Here is a 14,531-nt window from a genome sequence, read left to right as displayed (position 1 = left end):
TTCGTTGCGGCGCTGGTTCAGGGCAGACGACGGACGGACGGTCCGGTTGAAACGGGTCAACGGTGTAGCTGTATTTGTTTATTGACCGTGCGGTGCCGATCCGCGAAGTTATTCCTCGTCCGGTTGTGGCTCATCGCCGGGGAAAAAGCCTGCTCGCCATGTGTTTCCCCGCCTGTTTCCTGCGTCGCACTGTTCACTGTTCATCCCTGTTCGCTGGAGTTTTTCGATGCCGTCGCCCAAATCCCTGCCCGCCGCCCTGCTCGGCCTGGCCCTTGCCTGCCCGGCGCTGGCCGAGACCCAAGGTCTGGAACTGGGGCAAGTGCTGATTTCGGCGGATGAGCGCAGCGGCACAGACGCCAGCGTCGAAGAAGCCAAGGCCAGTCTCGAACAGGTGCCCGGTGGCACCAACGTGGTCGACATGCGCCAGCCGTTGCAGGGCCGCGTGGCGAGCAATCAGGATGTGCTGGCCTACCAACCGGGCGTTTATGCACAGTCGGCGGGCAACGAAGGTGTGAAGATTTCCGTGCGTGGTTCGGGCATCAACCGCGCACCGGGCGCGCATGCGTCGGGGCTGTACACGATGCTCGATGGCTTGCCGTTGACCGGTCCCGGCGGCACGCCGTACGAGTTGCTCGAACCGTTGTGGGTCGATCACGTCGAGGTGCTGCGCGGCGCCAACGGTTTCGATCGCGGCGCGCTCGCGCTGGGTGGGGCCATCGATTACCTCAGCCACACCGGCTACACCGCGCCGAAGCTGCAAGTGCGCTATGCGACCGGCAGCCACGGCTATCAGCAGCGCCAGGTCAGTTCCGGGCAAGTGCTCGGCGACTTCGATTATTACGTATCGCTGACCGATGCCAATGCCGACGGCTATCAGGATCACACCGCCAGCGAAAGCAAAGGCGTGATCGCCAACTTCGGTTATCGCTTCAACCCGAATCTGGAAACGCGCTTCTATATCCGCTATCGCGAATCCGACAACGACCTCGCCGGTCGTGTGACCAAGCATTCCATCGAGCATCATCCGCGGGCAGCCAACCCGTCCTACGTGGCGCGGGACGACAGCCGCAAGCAACCGGGCAGCACCTTCATCGGCAACAAGACCACCTTCTACATCGACGACGATTCGAGCATCCAGACCGGCCTCGTCTATCACGACTATCCGATGGACCTGCGCGAAGGCCCGAACCGCTTGAAAGTCGCCTACTCCGACGTCAGCGGCACCTTCGACTACAAGCGCCGCGACACCCTGTTCGGCATGGAAAGCCGCAGCAATGTCGGCCTGCGCGTGACCAAGCACCTGCCCAACGACGGCGCCAGCGAATTTGTCCGGGTGCCGAGCGGCAACACGGCCGGTCATGCGCCGGGCACGCGCATGCGCAACTTCACGTATCAGGGTTCGGACACCGTCCTGCATTTTGGCAACGACCTGGAAATCGCCGACGACCTGTGGCTGACCACCGGCCTCGCCGCCATCTATACACGCCGCGAAAGCGCCGTGACCTACCCGCAAAGCGGCGGCAAAACCAGCCTCAACGATTGGGATTACGCGCCGCGAATCGGCCTGCGCTACCAGATCACCCCGGATGTTCAAGTATTCGGCAACCTCAGCCGCTCGGTCGAGGCGCCGCACCCGTGGTCGCTGATCTACAGCTCCAACGTGCGTTTCCCGGCTGGTAACGGCGCGGCCACCGGCACGCAAAAAGACCCGACCACCCTGCAAAACCAGACCGCCACCACCCTTGAGCTCGGTGGCCGTGGCGACAGCGCTGTCGGCGAATGGAGCCTGGCCTGGTATTACGCACAAGTGCGCCACGAACTGCTTTCGGTACTGCCCGACGCCACTGCCGTCACGCCGTACGAACTCAACGCCAGCCCGACCGTGCATCAAGGCGTCGAAGCCAGCCTCAACAGCAAACTGTGGACGGCGGCGGATGGCCGTCAGTTGAGCCTGCGTCAGGCCTACACCTTCAGCGATTTCCACTATCGTGATGACCAGCGTTTCGGTGACAACCGTCTGCCGGGCTTGCCGATGCACTATTACCAGGGCGAGTTGCGTTACGACTGGCCGCAAGGTTTCTTCGCCGCCGTGAACACTCAACTGGTTTCGAAAGCAGCCGTGGATTACGCCAACAGCTACTACGCTGACCCGTACGCGCTGTTCGGCGCAACGCTGGGCTACAACGCACCGAAGGGTGACTGGCAGGGTTGGGTCGATATGCGCAACCTGACCAACAAGCATTACGCCGCCACCGTCACGCCGGGGTATGACGACAAGGGGCTGGATGCAGCACGGTCGACGCCGGGCGAAGGAATGGGGGTGTATGTCGGGGTTTCGTGGAGTTTGCTCTGACCGATTGCCCTTGGAAGCAAGTACTGCGGGTTGCTCAGTGTCAGTCTCGCCAAGCTGACTATGATTTCACCCGCCTCCGATGATGGATCGTTCGATGAAATCTCGATGTCCTGAATGTGGCTATATTGCGAACAGTATTCCTCCAACCCACAAGTGCCCCGAGTGTGGAAGTTTCTCCCACGACTGGCTGATTTATGACTGGGCCACCTTCGCTTCCATCAAGCGTCGGCATCTCAGCTATAACGTCGCAATTATTTGCCTGGCGCTCGCTGGCCTGCTGACGGCTTTGAGTGTGGGATCATCCTCTGTGCTGCCATGGATGCTCGCCTTGCTGCTCATCCCTGCGATGGTCAGCGGATGGCGTTGCCGCAGGCAGCTGAGAGACCCGTCAAAATACCAGGGACACAAGGCTGGCATTGTGTTTCCCTGGTTTAGCGGTTTCGGGGGATTGTGAAGCACAGACAACGAGATCCGCTTCGCCCTACCCATCAAGGAAGATAACAACATTCGCCAAAGTAGAACGTTGAATAGCAGAGCGGCTGGCCAGAACAAGCCTGCCGCTCTTCCTCCCTGGGCTGAACAACCGCGGCGCGCACCCAGAGCTAAAAAGTGAGGCCCGCAAACACGGGCCTCACTTCGTCAACGGGCTGAATCGCTATGGATTAGAGCCTCACAGCGCTTTTTCCGCATTGTAGCCATCGGCATTTTCAAATACCCCCATGAACCCCGCGACCGTCGACTCGCGTGCCCAGTCGCGCTGAAGCTCGCAGTACAGCTGCACGCGGCTGATCAACCGGGCACCCGCCTGTTCCATGCGCCGTAACGCCGCTTCGTGAGCAACAACCGACGTACCGCCTACGGCATCAATCGGTATGTAGACCTCATATCCCTCCTGAATCGCATCGAGCACCGGAAAAGTCAGGCAGGCTTCGGTCCAGAGCGCGGTCATGATCAGCTTCGGTCGGCCAAGTGCCTTGACGGCTTGCTTGAACTCCGCGTCTTCCCAGCTGTTGATCGAGGTACGGTCATAGGTGGGCAAATGCCCGAGTACCGCTTGCAGTTCCGGTATCGGTGGTTTGTTGCGACCGGTCGCGACGTTCACCGTTGAATGGATGATCGGGAGATTATAGTTGACGGCCGCTTTGGCCACGCTAGTGATATTGAACACCAACTCGTCGCGCGGCATCGAGCGGATCGAGGACACCTGAATCGGCTGGTAATCAATAACGATCAGCGCCGAATTCACTGGCGACAACAGTTGATCGGTCAGAGGGTTGCGGATTGTCTCGCTTGCCATTTGCTGCTCCTGCTTTTAGTTGTCTTGTACGCAGCGCGGACCCGATAGCTCGCTCGAACAGCGGCGAGTGTTTCGTAGCCTGCACTGCATTGAGGGAGACTGCATTTCCCGGCTGCGTACCCGGTTGGGCCGTGTTGCCAGAGAGCAGGATTGTGCTGTTGCTCGACTCAACGCAGTAGTAGCATCCCGAGACTAGCTGTGTTGCAGAATGGGGAACGCTGGTTTTGGATATCGAAGAATTGCAGACCTTTGTAGCAGTCGCTGATGCGGGCGGAATTTCATCGGCGGCAACTCGGCTGGGCGTGTCCAAATCCATCGTCAGCCGCCGGCTCGCGCGGCTTGAGGCGGATCTGGGCATCCAACTGCTCGCACGCACGACTCGCGGCGCGGCGCTGACCGAAGCGGGGATCACGTTCCGCGATCATGCCGCGAGGGTCTGCGCCGAAATGGACATGGCGAAGGAAACACTTCTGCCTGCCGGCCCGCTGCGCGGCCGACTGCGGATTGCCGCGCCGCTATCTTTTGGTCCGACGCACTTCGCCCCGATGCTGGCAGAGATGGCGCGCCGTCATCCGTTACTGCAGATGCAGACTTGCTACAGCGATCGCTTCGTTGATCTGATCGGTGAAGGTTATGACTGTGCGATACGCGTAGGATATCTACCGGACTCGAATCTGATTGCGCGTGGCATCGGCCCGATCTTCACCAAACTCGTCGCCAGCCCCGGTTACATCAAAGTCCATGGCGAACCGGCATGTCCACACGACCTGCAGGCTCATGAGGCGTTGATGCAGGGCACCGAAACCTGGCAATTCATGGACGGCGGCAACGTGGTGACGGTTCGTCCGCAAGGACGTTTCAAGGCTGACAACGGCACGGCGTTGGTTGCCGCTGCAACGGCCGGATTGGGCATTGCCTATTTGCCGGACTGTCTTACCTATGAACAGGTGAAGTCAGGCGCACTGGTGCCGATCATGACTCACTACCCCCCGCCGCAGGCAGGCGCCTATGTCGTGCGCCCCCCGGGACCACATCCGGCGCGCAAGATCCAGGCCCTCACCGAACTGTTGATCGAGTCGTTCGGACAGTCACCTCATTTCGCCAAGCCTGTATCCGTGTGAACGGCTTCGCAATAAAACGCTATTCCAAAAACAGCACAGCCGCCGCTTCCCGCATGAAAATCTCAACGGTCTTTGGCCCGACCCCATCGAATTCGCAAAGGCGTTTTTCAAACGCCCTGCGATCAGCACTCGCGGCCACGATGTTGCTCACCTTGCCGGCGTATTCGCTATTGAGTTTGTTTGCCAACGCGAGCAATCGCGCAGCCGTGCTCTCGTCGTAACGCACGTACCGAGCTTGCCCGAGAAGCCCGACCAACTGGCGGTGGCTGCACTGTGCGAGTTTCTGCGGTGTATCGTTGCGATGCTGCACGACGATGATCTGGTACGCCTGCGCAGCAATCGCGCCCTGGATTCTTTTGCCCATCAAAAAACTGGCAACCAGCCATTTGAACAGCCCCGCTTCGTTGGCACCTTGAAGGTCGATCTGCAAGTCGCTTGCGCTGATGTTTTTACTCACCGGTCTGGTCTCAATGATGACACTCGCCCCCGGCATGGCTGCCGGGTATCAGCTGGATTTCAGCCTCGCCTTGTCAGTTCCGATAGGCCCAGGCAAGTGAAGGTTCGAAAAAACATCACGCTTCGAACATGTCGCAAGATGTATTCAACGAGGTCTGCTTCGGCCGTTAAATTGAATCTCAACCCAGCCCATGCGGTCAGCTTGTGGAGAAGACCAGACGAATGCCACGGGAAGAACCAATGAGCCTCGCAGCCTATGAATGCGCAGATACCCGGTCAAAAACCGCCTGAGATCAAGGCGCAAGAGACCGCAGACGCTGCCCCGATCAAGGCTGTCAGCGCTGTCGCGGCCTTGCGCCTCACAGTGGCGTTCATGTTGACGGTGATTCTGGCGTTTCTCAGCGTGGAAGGGTGGCGGACCTGGCGTGACTACCACTCAGCATTCAATTCGGCGCGCAATTCCGTCACCAACCTTGCCAGGGCGACGGCGCAACATGCCGAGGATGCCATTCGGCAAGTGGACGTGCTCACAGCGGCTCTGGGCGAGCGGGTAGAAGGTGATGGGCTGCGAAACATTGATGTGAATCGCATCCACAAATTGCTCGTCCAGCAATCCAGACTGATGCCGCAATTGCATGGCCTGTTCATTTATGGCCCGGACGGGCAATGGATCGTCACCGACAAGGAAGTGATTCCGGAACCCGCGAACAACGCCGACCGCGATTACTTCCAATATCACCGCACGCATACCGATCGCAATGTGCGGATCGGCAAGGTGGTGAAAAGCAAATCCACCGACGACCTCATCATCCCAATATCGCGCCGTCTGAATAACCCGGATGGTTCCTTTGCAGGCGTGCTCCTTGGGACCATCAAAGTCAGCTATTTCGTGGATTATTACGGTGATTTCAAAATCGACGACCGAGGCGCACTGGTTCTGGCACTGCGCGATGGAACAATCCTGGTCCGTCGCCCGTTTATCAAGTCCGTTATCGGTCAGAGCCTGGCGAGCAGTGAAATATTCACCCGTTATCTGCCCGTCTCCAGCGACGGCATTGCAGAAGTCAAAGCCGTCGTGGACGGCACCGAGCGCCTGTATGGTTATCGGGCCTTGACCACTTACCCCTTGGTGGTCGAAACCGGGCTGTCCCGTGAATCGATCATCGCGCCGTGGCGCTGGGACCTTTACAAGACCGGGTTTGTGCTGTCCTCGGTGATCTGCGCGTTTACGGCGTTCGGTCTGATTGTCCTGAATCAGCTTCGCCAGCGCATGGCCATCGAAAGAGAGCTACGTCTTGCCCACCAGACCATGCGCGATATGGCCTTGACTGACAGCCTCACCGGCCTGGCGAACCGGCGTCGGCTGGACACTGCACTGGCTGACGAGATTCGCTTGGCCAAGCGGCAGAACTCGTCGCTGTCATTGATCATGATCGATGTCGACTACTTCAAACGCTACAACGATACCTACGGGCATGCCGCCGGTGATGAATGTCTGAGCATGGTCGCCAGCGCAATCTCCCAAGCGCTGAAGCGCCCCGGGGACCTTGCCGTCCGGTACGGCGGTGAAGAGTTTTCGGTGCTGCTGCCCAACACCGACCTCCACGGGGCGCAACTGGTCGCCCAGCAAATTATCGAGACCATTCGAGCGCTGGCAATAGAGCACGCCAATCATCCGCTGGGTCACGTCACTGCCAGCGCCGGCATCGCGGCGTCCAGGCCCGCTGAACATGAGGTGAGCGCCGCTATGCTGATCAATGCCGCCGACAAGATGCTCTATGCAGCGAAGCAGCAAGGTCGCGATCGCTACTGCAGTGCCGCGCAGCCAGCATGATCGCTAATGCTCGTCATAATGCGGTCACTGCGCTTTGCTAGCCTCTGGCGCACGTATCACTTGCCCAAGGCGTGCAATTTCAAATGCAATGGAACGAGCCCCCACTTCGCCAGAAAATTATCCTGCGCTCCGACAACATGCGCTCCGATGACTTCGGCGCCCTCTTCTCGCAATTCTTCGGCAACCGCTACGCCGACACCCCGCCGATTCCCACGAACATCGTCATCAGTGGCGTCTACGGTCGACACGAAGGCGTGAGCTTTCGGCGCATGCATTATCGCGGCGACTTCAGCGTGGCCTTCCCTGACCCGCAGGACGAGATCACCTTCGTCATCCCCACCGCCGGCAAGATACTGTTCAATCACGCCGGGGAATCCATCGGCGCTTGCCACACCGGGTTGGCGATCGACAAGGCGGACATCCGCTCGATGCGCTTCTGCGACGATCACGCGCATCACGGCATGTCGATCAATCGTCATCAGCTCACTGAGCGTTTATCGGCCTTGCTGGATAAACCGATCGTGCAGAAGATCGTGTTTCAGCCCAGCGTGGATTTGCAGTCGCCAGCCTTTCAGGGCCTCAAGGCGCTGATCGATCTGGCCACCGGAAGCGAGTTCGACACGTTGCTCAATGGCGGAACCTTGATGCCCTCGCGCCTGCGCGAAATGTTGATCGATGCGGTGCTGGAGGCGTGGCCGCATAACTTCTCCGAGGCACTGCGTCGGCCGGCACCGCTGGTAGCGCCCAAGCATGTGAAATTGGCCGTGGAGTTTATTCAAACGTATCCGGAGCAACCGGTCAGCGGCGTGGAGTTGGCGCGAATGAGCCATGTCAGCCAGCGTGCCTTGCAGGAGGGCTTTCGTCGCTTTGTCGGCACGTCGATCGTCGCGTATCAGCGCCAGGTGCGTTTGCAGCGTGCTTATGAAGCGTTGGCGCAGCGGCATTCGGCGTCGGTCACGCAGGTGGCGCTGCGCTTTGGCTTTAGCAATGTCGGGCGGTTCTGTCAGTATTTCCAGAGTGCGTTCGGGGTGAGCCCGGCGCAGTTGAAATCCAGGCTTTGAAGCTTGCGTATCACCGAGCCTGCCCATGCACGTCATCCGCCTCCAGCGTGATTTGATGGAACAGCCACACCCTCATAACGACTAACCCTGACAGGCCACTCGATTGCAGCACCGGATCGCGTGGCGTCTACCTGGCTGCGGTGGCTGCTGCGGATGCGCCGGCGCAGGCTTCGATAGGGGGTTTCGATGACTGAGGATTTCACTGGATTTTTTACTGATCACGCGATTTTAGGCATTTCGCTGGGGAACTGGATTCTGGCGTTTTGCGCAACGTTGCTGAGCTATTTTCTGGCGCGGACGGCGATCCGCTTCGTGTTCCGCAAGGTGCAGGCGCGAGCCGCAGCCGGTAACAGACATTTGAGTTACATGGCCAGCGAAGTGCTGTCGGCGACCAGCACCACGTTGTTGCTGCTGGCGTCGATTCTCATCGGGATTGGCTTGCTCGATCTGCCCGAGCGTTGGCTCAATCGGGTCAGCAGCCTGTGGTTTGTCGTGGCAGCGCTGCAGGTCGGTCTGTGGGTCAATCGCGCATTGGCGCTGGCGTTGCATCGCTATTTTTCACGCCACAGCACCACTGGCACGTTTCAGGGCAGTGCTCTGGCGACGCTGAGCCTGTGGGGCGTCAAGGTGTTGTTGTGGGCGGTGATTCTGCTGGCCATGTTGTCGAACCTCGGCGTCAACATCACCGCGTTCGTCGCCAGCCTCGGCGTCGGCGGTATCGCCGTGGCGCTGGCGGTGCAGAACATTCTTGGCGATGTGTTCGCCTCGCTGTCGATTGCCGTCGACAAGCCGTTTGAAGTGGGCGACTTCATCGTCGTCGGCACGCTGGCCGGTACGGTTGAACATGTCGGTTTGAAAACCACGCGCATTCGCAGCCTCGGCGGCGAGCAGATCGTCATGGCCAACGCCGACATGATCGGCAGCACCATCCAGAACTACAAACGGCTGCAGGAGCGGCGGATCGTTTTCGAGTTTCGCCTGACCTATGAATGCTCGACCGAGCAGATCAAAGCGATCACCCGCCGCGTCGAAACCATCATCAGGAATGAAAAACAGGCGCGCTTCGATCGCTGCCATTTCCGCAGTTTTGGCGAAAGCGCACTGGAATTCGAGACGGTGTATATCGTCCTTGATGCCAGCTACAACGTGTACATGGATGTGCAGCAGCGGATCAATCTGCAGATCATGGAGGCGGTGGCCGAGGTCGATGCGGCGTTTGCCTTCCCGTCGCGGACGGTGCACATCGCGTCATTGCCCGAGGCGGCAGCATTGCCGCCGAGAGCGCAGCATGTGTCGCGCACGGAACACGCCTGAGCGCTTTGAACAACCGGCCGCCAGCAGCACTGGCGGCCGGTTGTTCGTTCAGAACGCGTAGCTGGCCTTGAGCCCGCCGTTGAAGCCGTGGCTGTCACCGCCACCGCTGGCGCCGACTTCAGCGCCCAGGCTCAGGGCGCCGAGATTGGCCATCAGGTTGACGCCGCCGCTGAACTGATCGCGGCTGTCGAAAGCCGCGCGCTGCTCAACGTCGAGGCCGAGCAAGTGGCCCTGGCTGTCGACCTGGTTATCGCCCAAGGTGCGTTCGTAGCCAACCTGCACGCCCGGCACCAGTTGCCAGGCGCCCATGGCCAGCGGAGCGAAGGCGACGTTGAGGTTGGCAACAGCGCTGCGGCGCGTGGCGCTGTTGTCGTCGACGTCCAGCGCCAGTTCGCTGCCCTTCTCTTTGAAACCGTTGAGGTCGAGGTGGCTGATGCGCAAGCCGAGGCTCGGCTCGAAGGTCATGCCGTCAACCGGGGCGCGGTAACCCAGCGCCAACGTGGCCCCGGTGAGGTTGCCATGGGTGTCGCCTTTCGCCGTGCCGAGGCCACCGCCGAGTTCGCGTTTGCTGGTGTAATCGACGTAACCGGCGCTGGCGTTGGCGTCAACGAACAGGCCGCGGTCCAGGCTGCTGAAACCGTAGCGCGCGCCGACATTGAGGAAGGTCAAGTCCGTATCCGCCTCCCCGCCCGCCCCGCCGACGCTGCCATTGCTGTAGCCGAATCCGCCGCGCGCACTGAACTGTTCGCTGAAGCGTTGAGTGATGCCGACCATCAGGCCCTGGCTGTGTTCGTTACTGCTGTCGGCATGGGCCGAGCCATCGGTGCCGAGGTAGCCAGCCAGCGCGGTACTCCAGAGGCGGTACTGCCCGACCTTGAGGTCGCTGCCGCTGGCGAACGGTGCCGCGGCTTGCTCGATCATCGCGTTCTGGCGCAGCAGGTAGCTCGCCGCGTCGGCATGCACCTGGCCGCCAACATGGCTTTCAACCCCGCCGAGGGTGCCGGCATCGATCGCCGATTGCAGATAGTAGTTGTAGGCGCTGTAAGTCCCGGACAACTGAGTGTTCTGCAACTGCCGCAGCAACTCGGCACCGGCCGCAGCGTTGCCGATCAGCCCGGCCTGCCCCGGCAGACTGTTGTATTCGAACAGTTTGCCGCGCAACACATAAATGGTTTCCTGCGACAGACCGAGCCCCTGTTTGAGGTAATTGTCCATACTGCCGTACTCGGCGGCGACCTGATCGAGACCGGCCTGCAAATAACTGGCCTGGACGCCGAGCAACGGCTCGTAGACCGCGGCCATGCTCGGCGGCAAGGCTTTCAGCGTCGCCGCCACACGGGCGGCGGTGTAGTCGTTGGTCGCCAGATAGTTGGCCATGATGGTCGCCTCATCGACCCCGGCAATGCTCTGCAACACCGCCGCAGTCCAGCCGGTGCGGTCCTTGCCGGCGGTGCAGTGAAACAGCTGCGCCGCATCGACACTGGCAAGAGCGTTGAACAACTGGCCGAACTGACCGCGCATACCCGCGTCGCTGACGAAAGCGCGGTTGGTCTGCTCCATCATGGCGATGGCGTCGGCGGCACTTTTGAACGAGATGTTGGTGATATCTGCCCCGGACGTGGTGCTGCCGATGATGTCGATGTTCTGCCAGCTGGCTCCCGCGATCATCGTGTCAGGCGTGGCGGCGATTTCGCTGGGCGTGCGCAGGTCATAAATCGCCCCGATACCCAGCCCGTTGAGCGTCGCCAGATCTGCAGCCGACGGCGTCAGCGCATTGGAGCGGTAAAACACGCCGCTGCGCAGGGTGCCATCGTGGGCGGTGGAGTAAGCCGTGGTAGTACCGGCAACGTCCCGAAAGTTATCGATGCCTTGCAGGCGCGGCGTGTCGAGTGCAATGGACTCGGCAGCGTGAGCGGCGGCGATGGACAGGCTTAGAACGGACAGTGAACACAAAAGACGTTGGAACACAGTGCAGCCTCATGGAACTAGCGTTGGGCTGGTCACTATGGGCACGTGAGTGAAACGAAATATGACAGTTGCGGGTGGACAGGAAATGCCTGCGCGAATGGTCCGTGGAATGCGTGAATGGTCTGGTTTCCAACATTCCGGATCTGTCAGCGATCAAATTGGCCCAGATGTGCATTGCACGTCAGACTGCTGTCGCTGCAGGCCAACTCCCACGGTTAAAACGCGAACAACCTGTGAGCGTCAGCCTGCTGGCGATGGCGGTGGATCCGGCGATGCAAGCGTTGTCGGAGCTGGAACAGTGACTTGCAGGCAATCACCCACACGGACCGGGGCCCGACCACGAGGCCGAGGGCGTTGTCTCCCGAGCAAAGGGCTGGCGAGGCGTTGTTCACGCCAAACACTACTCTGACCCTATGCGGCTGCGCCGTTATTGCGGCTTGGGATGTTCTTGCGAAACCGCGTTCGTCGCGTCGACATCCGCCATGTCTTCATCAACCGGTGCTTCGTCATCAGCCGGCAACGGCACCTCGGGATTTTTGCGCGGGGAGTCGTGCCCGGCCTCGTTGTCCGTCGTGCGTGTTGCGCCTTGCTGCGACTGATTGCCCGGTGGGCTTTCGTCAATGTCCATGTCTGTTCTCCGTGGTAATTCACAGTGGGTCAAAACTGAGAAAAGCGCTTGGCGGGCAAGTGCCCAATGCTGGACGAACGGTGCTTCGCTCGGTCGGTTGCCGTCCGCTCAGTTCGATGGAACCGCGGTTTTTCCTGGGTTTTCCAATGCACACCCCACCACGGAGAATCCGCCCATGGACACTCTGGTCTCGATCCTCAAGGAACACGCCGAACCGCTGCCGGATATTGGCAGCGACGCCTTTGCCGACCTCTTCGACCGCTACGCCGATGCCCAGGTGGTGCTGATCGGTGAAGCCAGCCACGGCACCCATGAATTCTACGAAGCACGCGCGGCGATCACCCGGCATCTGATTGCCCATCATGGTTTCACCATTGTCGCGGTCGAGGCTGACTGGCCGGACGCCGATCAGATTGATCGCTGCGTGCGCGGCCGGAGCAAAGGGGCGTGGCACGATGCGGCGTTTGCGCGCTTCCCGACGTGGATGTGGCGCAACACCGACGTGCAGGCGTTTACCCGCTGGTTGCAGCAATACAACCAGGCTCAGCCGGCAGAGCAACGCGTGGAGTTCCGCGGACTCGACGTGTACAGCCTGCGCAGTTCAATTCGCGAGGTGCTGGGCTATCTGCAAGACACCGACCCGGCCATGGCCCGTGAAGCACAACAGCGCTACGCCTGCCTCAATCCCTGGCACGATGACCCGGCGCTCTACGGGCATTTCACTGAAGTCGGCGGCATGGCCACTTGCGAACGTGCCGTGCTCGAACAACTTCAGGCCCTGTTGAGCGAACGCCTGAGCCTGATGGAAAACGACGGCGAAGCGCTGTTCAACGCCACCCAGAACGCCCGCGTCGTGCGCGCCGCCGAACAATATTATCGAGCGATGTATCGCGGCAGCCGCGAATCGTGGAACCTGCGCGACCGGCACATGTTCGACACCTTGCAAGCGTTGCGCACGCGCCAAGCGCATGAGGCGAAAGTGATCGTCTGGGCGCACAACTCGCACATCGGCGACGCCCGCGCCACGCAAATGGGCGACAGCGGCCAACTGACCCTCGGCCAGCTGTGCCGGCAAGCCTTCGGCGCAGATGCGGTGCTGATCGGCATGGGCACCGATCAGGGCAGCGTGGCAGCTGCCGACGACTGGGATGCGCCGATGCAGATCAAAAACGTCCGCCCCGCCCTGCCGCGCAGTTGGGAGCGCGCCTGTGTCGAAGCCGCTTGCCCGATGGCGTTATATGACTGGCGCGCGACGGATCGCGCCGAGTTGCGCGAAGCCCTCACGCGGCGCCTGCTCGAACGCGCGATCGGGGTGATCTACCGCCCGCAGACCGAACGCCAAAGCCATTACTTCGACGCCACCCTCAGCGAGCAATTCGATGCGTATTTGTGGTTCGCGCAGACTACGGCGATTACACCGCTGTCGAGCCCGGAGTCATCGAGTCATGAAGAGGACACGTTTCCGTTTGGGGTGTGAACGGTATCGGTAGAACAATGTAAAAAGCGAGTGGCTTGCCAGAGAGTCGTTTGTACGACTTTTTACCAATTTTGTCCTATCCCTGGGCAAATGCCGAAAGCTCTCGCCGCAATCTCCGTTGCGTCCTACAGCCAGCCTGAATGGATAGTTCTATGGTGAGGCCTTGTTCAATCGAAAGAACAGCGAGGCGAAAGTGCATAGAGATATCTTTTCCAAATGGGCTGAAAGCGCCGAGGGATTGGCAGCGCCAAATTATTCTGGCTATATTTGTCCAGAATATTGGAGTGAACTGATGATCATCGTTCCGCTGGCCGAAGCTAAAAACAACCTATCCAAACTTGTCGATGATGCCGCCGCTGGGCAAGTCATCACGATTGCCAAGCATGGCCGGGCGATGGCTCGTCTCGTTCCTGCAGGAAAACCGACCGCACAGCGTATTGGTGCGATGAAGGGCAAACTGTTGCTGCCTGCAGATTTCGACTCCCCATTGCCCGATGACATGCTGGACGCATTCGAAGGCACTCAGGCATGAGGCTACTGCTTGATACCCATATCCTGCTCTGGACGCTCAGTGATGACGCCAGATTATCTGGTAAAGCCAGAAAGCTGATTGAAAACGCTGCCGATATCTACATCAGTGCCGCCACTTTTTGGGAAATGGCTATCAAGGTCGGGCTCGGTAAGTTAGATGTTGATCTGGATGACGTCCGCCAACATTGCCTTGATAGCGGGTTTATCGAATTGCCGGTGACCACGGAACACGCCATAGCTGTTAAGGATCTTGAACACCATCATCGGGATCCGTTTGATCGCATTATCGTTGCCACAGCCATGACTGAACCGATGAGGTTGCTTACGGCCGATCCGTTGGTCGCTCGATATTCTGATCTGGTGGTTCTGGTATAACCCGATGCGTGGCTTTTCTACAATCGCGCTTCGTCATTCAAAATCCATATTGAATGTCGGGCCGCCATCGCTTGCAGGCAAGCTCCTACAATTTGTTCGTGGTTCTTCAATTGAAA

The 14,531-nt window shown here is 59.9% G+C and carries 14 protein-coding genes; 10 read left to right on the top strand and 4 right to left on the bottom strand.

All coding sequences use genetic code 11. The features are described 5' to 3' along the window. Window positions 1-226 precede the first annotated feature (226 nt). Window positions 227-2,353, top strand: coding sequence for a TonB-dependent receptor family protein (locus ACGSLL_RS15780; protein ID WP_394507006.1), 2,127 nt, complete (start codon window positions 227-229; stop codon window positions 2,351-2,353). A gap of 94 nt (window positions 2,354-2,447) precedes the next feature. Next, window positions 2,448-2,807 (top strand): hypothetical protein, encoded by a 360-nt coding sequence (locus ACGSLL_RS15775; RefSeq protein ID WP_394507005.1) that lies wholly within the window; start codon window positions 2,448-2,450, stop codon window positions 2,805-2,807. Window positions 2,808-3,023: 216 nt separating this feature from the next. Here the strand turns inward: ACGSLL_RS15775 and ACGSLL_RS15770 are convergent, their stop codons facing one another. Continuing rightward, a complete protein-coding gene (locus ACGSLL_RS15770) occupies window positions 3,024-3,650 on the bottom strand; it encodes a hydrolase (protein WP_258449469.1) in 627 nt (208 codons plus the stop codon). A 224-nt stretch (window positions 3,651-3,874) separates the two neighbouring features. Between ACGSLL_RS15770 and ACGSLL_RS15765 the strand changes: the two genes are divergently transcribed. After that, complete coding sequence (locus ACGSLL_RS15765) at window positions 3,875-4,771, top strand: LysR family transcriptional regulator (RefSeq protein ID WP_394507004.1); 897 nt, start codon at window positions 3,875-3,877, stop codon at window positions 4,769-4,771. A gap of 19 nt (window positions 4,772-4,790) precedes the next feature. Here the strand turns inward: ACGSLL_RS15765 and ACGSLL_RS15760 are convergent, their stop codons facing one another. Further along, a complete protein-coding gene (locus tag ACGSLL_RS15760) occupies window positions 4,791-5,228 on the bottom strand; it encodes an HhH-GDP family DNA glycosylase (RefSeq protein WP_394507136.1) in 438 nt (145 codons plus the stop codon). Window positions 5,229-5,483: 255 nt separating this feature from the next. Here ACGSLL_RS15760 and ACGSLL_RS15755 point away from each other — a divergent pair, with 255 nt between their 5' ends. The 3 genes from ACGSLL_RS15755 to ACGSLL_RS15745 all read left to right on the top strand — a co-directional run bounded on the left by ACGSLL_RS15755 (window position 5,484) and on the right by ACGSLL_RS15745 (window position 9,436). After that, complete coding sequence (locus ACGSLL_RS15755) at window positions 5,484-7,061, top strand: sensor domain-containing diguanylate cyclase (RefSeq protein ID WP_394507003.1); 1,578 nt, start codon at window positions 5,484-5,486, stop codon at window positions 7,059-7,061. Between the two features lie 83 nt (window positions 7,062-7,144). Continuing rightward, window positions 7,145-8,122 carry an AraC family transcriptional regulator gene (locus ACGSLL_RS15750; protein ID WP_394507002.1) on the top strand — a complete coding sequence of 326 codons (978 nt, stop codon included), beginning with the start codon at window positions 7,145-7,147 and terminating at the stop codon, window positions 8,120-8,122. 186 nt (window positions 8,123-8,308) lie between these two features. Beyond that, on the top strand, window positions 8,309-9,436 hold the full coding sequence (locus tag ACGSLL_RS15745; protein ID WP_394507001.1) for a mechanosensitive ion channel family protein: 1,128 nt from the start codon (window positions 8,309-8,311) through the stop codon (window positions 9,434-9,436). Between the two features lie 48 nt (window positions 9,437-9,484). Here the strand turns inward: ACGSLL_RS15745 and ACGSLL_RS15740 are convergent, their stop codons facing one another. Further along, a complete protein-coding gene (locus tag ACGSLL_RS15740; RefSeq protein WP_394507000.1) occupies window positions 9,485-11,404 on the bottom strand; it encodes a tyrosine-protein phosphatase in 1,920 nt (639 codons plus the stop codon). A 104-nt stretch (window positions 11,405-11,508) separates the two neighbouring features. On the opposite strand from ACGSLL_RS15740, the gene ACGSLL_RS15735 reads away from it, so the two are divergent. Beyond that, entirely contained in the window at window positions 11,509-11,706 is a 198-nt protein-coding gene (locus ACGSLL_RS15735; RefSeq protein ID WP_394506999.1) for a hypothetical protein, read from the top strand. Between the two features lie 125 nt (window positions 11,707-11,831). Here the strand turns inward: ACGSLL_RS15735 and ACGSLL_RS15730 are convergent, their stop codons facing one another. Next, window positions 11,832-12,032 carry a hypothetical protein gene (locus ACGSLL_RS15730; protein ID WP_394506998.1) on the bottom strand — a complete coding sequence of 67 codons (201 nt, stop codon included), beginning with the start codon at window positions 12,030-12,032 and terminating at the stop codon, window positions 11,832-11,834. 175 nt (window positions 12,033-12,207) lie between these two features. Between ACGSLL_RS15730 and ACGSLL_RS15725 the strand changes: the two genes are divergently transcribed. The 3 genes from ACGSLL_RS15725 to ACGSLL_RS15715 all read left to right on the top strand — a co-directional run bounded on the left by ACGSLL_RS15725 (window position 12,208) and on the right by ACGSLL_RS15715 (window position 14,415). After that, window positions 12,208-13,509 (top strand): erythromycin esterase family protein, encoded by a 1,302-nt coding sequence (locus ACGSLL_RS15725; protein ID WP_394506997.1) that lies wholly within the window; start codon window positions 12,208-12,210, stop codon window positions 13,507-13,509. Between the two features lie 205 nt (window positions 13,510-13,714). Next, complete coding sequence (locus ACGSLL_RS15720; RefSeq protein WP_394507135.1) at window positions 13,715-14,041, top strand: type II toxin-antitoxin system Phd/YefM family antitoxin; 327 nt, start codon at window positions 13,715-13,717, stop codon at window positions 14,039-14,041. Beyond that, the gene (locus ACGSLL_RS15715; protein WP_394506996.1) at window positions 14,038-14,415 is read left to right on the top strand and encodes a type II toxin-antitoxin system VapC family toxin; all 378 of its coding nucleotides are present in this window, start codon (window positions 14,038-14,040) and stop codon (window positions 14,413-14,415) included. Before ACGSLL_RS15720 ends, ACGSLL_RS15715 begins: the two co-directional genes overlap by 4 nt. The last annotated feature ends 116 nt before the right edge of the window (window positions 14,416-14,531 follow it).

This window comes from Pseudomonas retamae (genome assembly GCF_043496865.1).
GTDB classification, from domain to species: Bacteria; Pseudomonadota; Gammaproteobacteria; order Pseudomonadales; family Pseudomonadaceae; genus Aquipseudomonas; species Aquipseudomonas retamae.
Note: the sequence above shows the minus strand (reverse complement) of the source record. Positions and strands in the feature narration are given on the sequence as shown.

Excerpts from the sequence above, each read along its gene's own strand:
- ACGSLL_RS15780 (WP_394507006.1), top strand. The coding sequence starts at position 227 with ATGCCGTCGCCCAAATCCCTGCCCGCCGCCCTGCTCGGCCTGGCCCTT.
- ACGSLL_RS15775 (WP_394507005.1), top strand. The coding sequence starts at position 2,448 with ATGAAATCTCGATGTCCTGAATGTGGCTATATTGCGAACAGTATTCCT.
- ACGSLL_RS15770 (WP_258449469.1), bottom strand. The coding sequence starts at position 3,650 with ATGGCAAGCGAGACAATCCGCAACCCTCTGACCGATCAACTGTTGTCG.
- ACGSLL_RS15755 (WP_394507003.1), top strand. The coding sequence starts at position 5,484 with ATGAATGCGCAGATACCCGGTCAAAAACCGCCTGAGATCAAGGCGCAA.
- ACGSLL_RS15750 (WP_394507002.1), top strand. The coding sequence starts at position 7,145 with ATGCAATGGAACGAGCCCCCACTTCGCCAGAAAATTATCCTGCGCTCC.
- ACGSLL_RS15745 (WP_394507001.1), top strand. The coding sequence starts at position 8,309 with ATGACTGAGGATTTCACTGGATTTTTTACTGATCACGCGATTTTAGGC.
- ACGSLL_RS15730 (WP_394506998.1), bottom strand. The coding sequence starts at position 12,032 with ATGGACATTGACGAAAGCCCACCGGGCAATCAGTCGCAGCAAGGCGCA.
- ACGSLL_RS15725 (WP_394506997.1), top strand. The coding sequence starts at position 12,208 with ATGGACACTCTGGTCTCGATCCTCAAGGAACACGCCGAACCGCTGCCG.
- ACGSLL_RS15715 (WP_394506996.1), top strand. The coding sequence starts at position 14,038 with ATGAGGCTACTGCTTGATACCCATATCCTGCTCTGGACGCTCAGTGAT.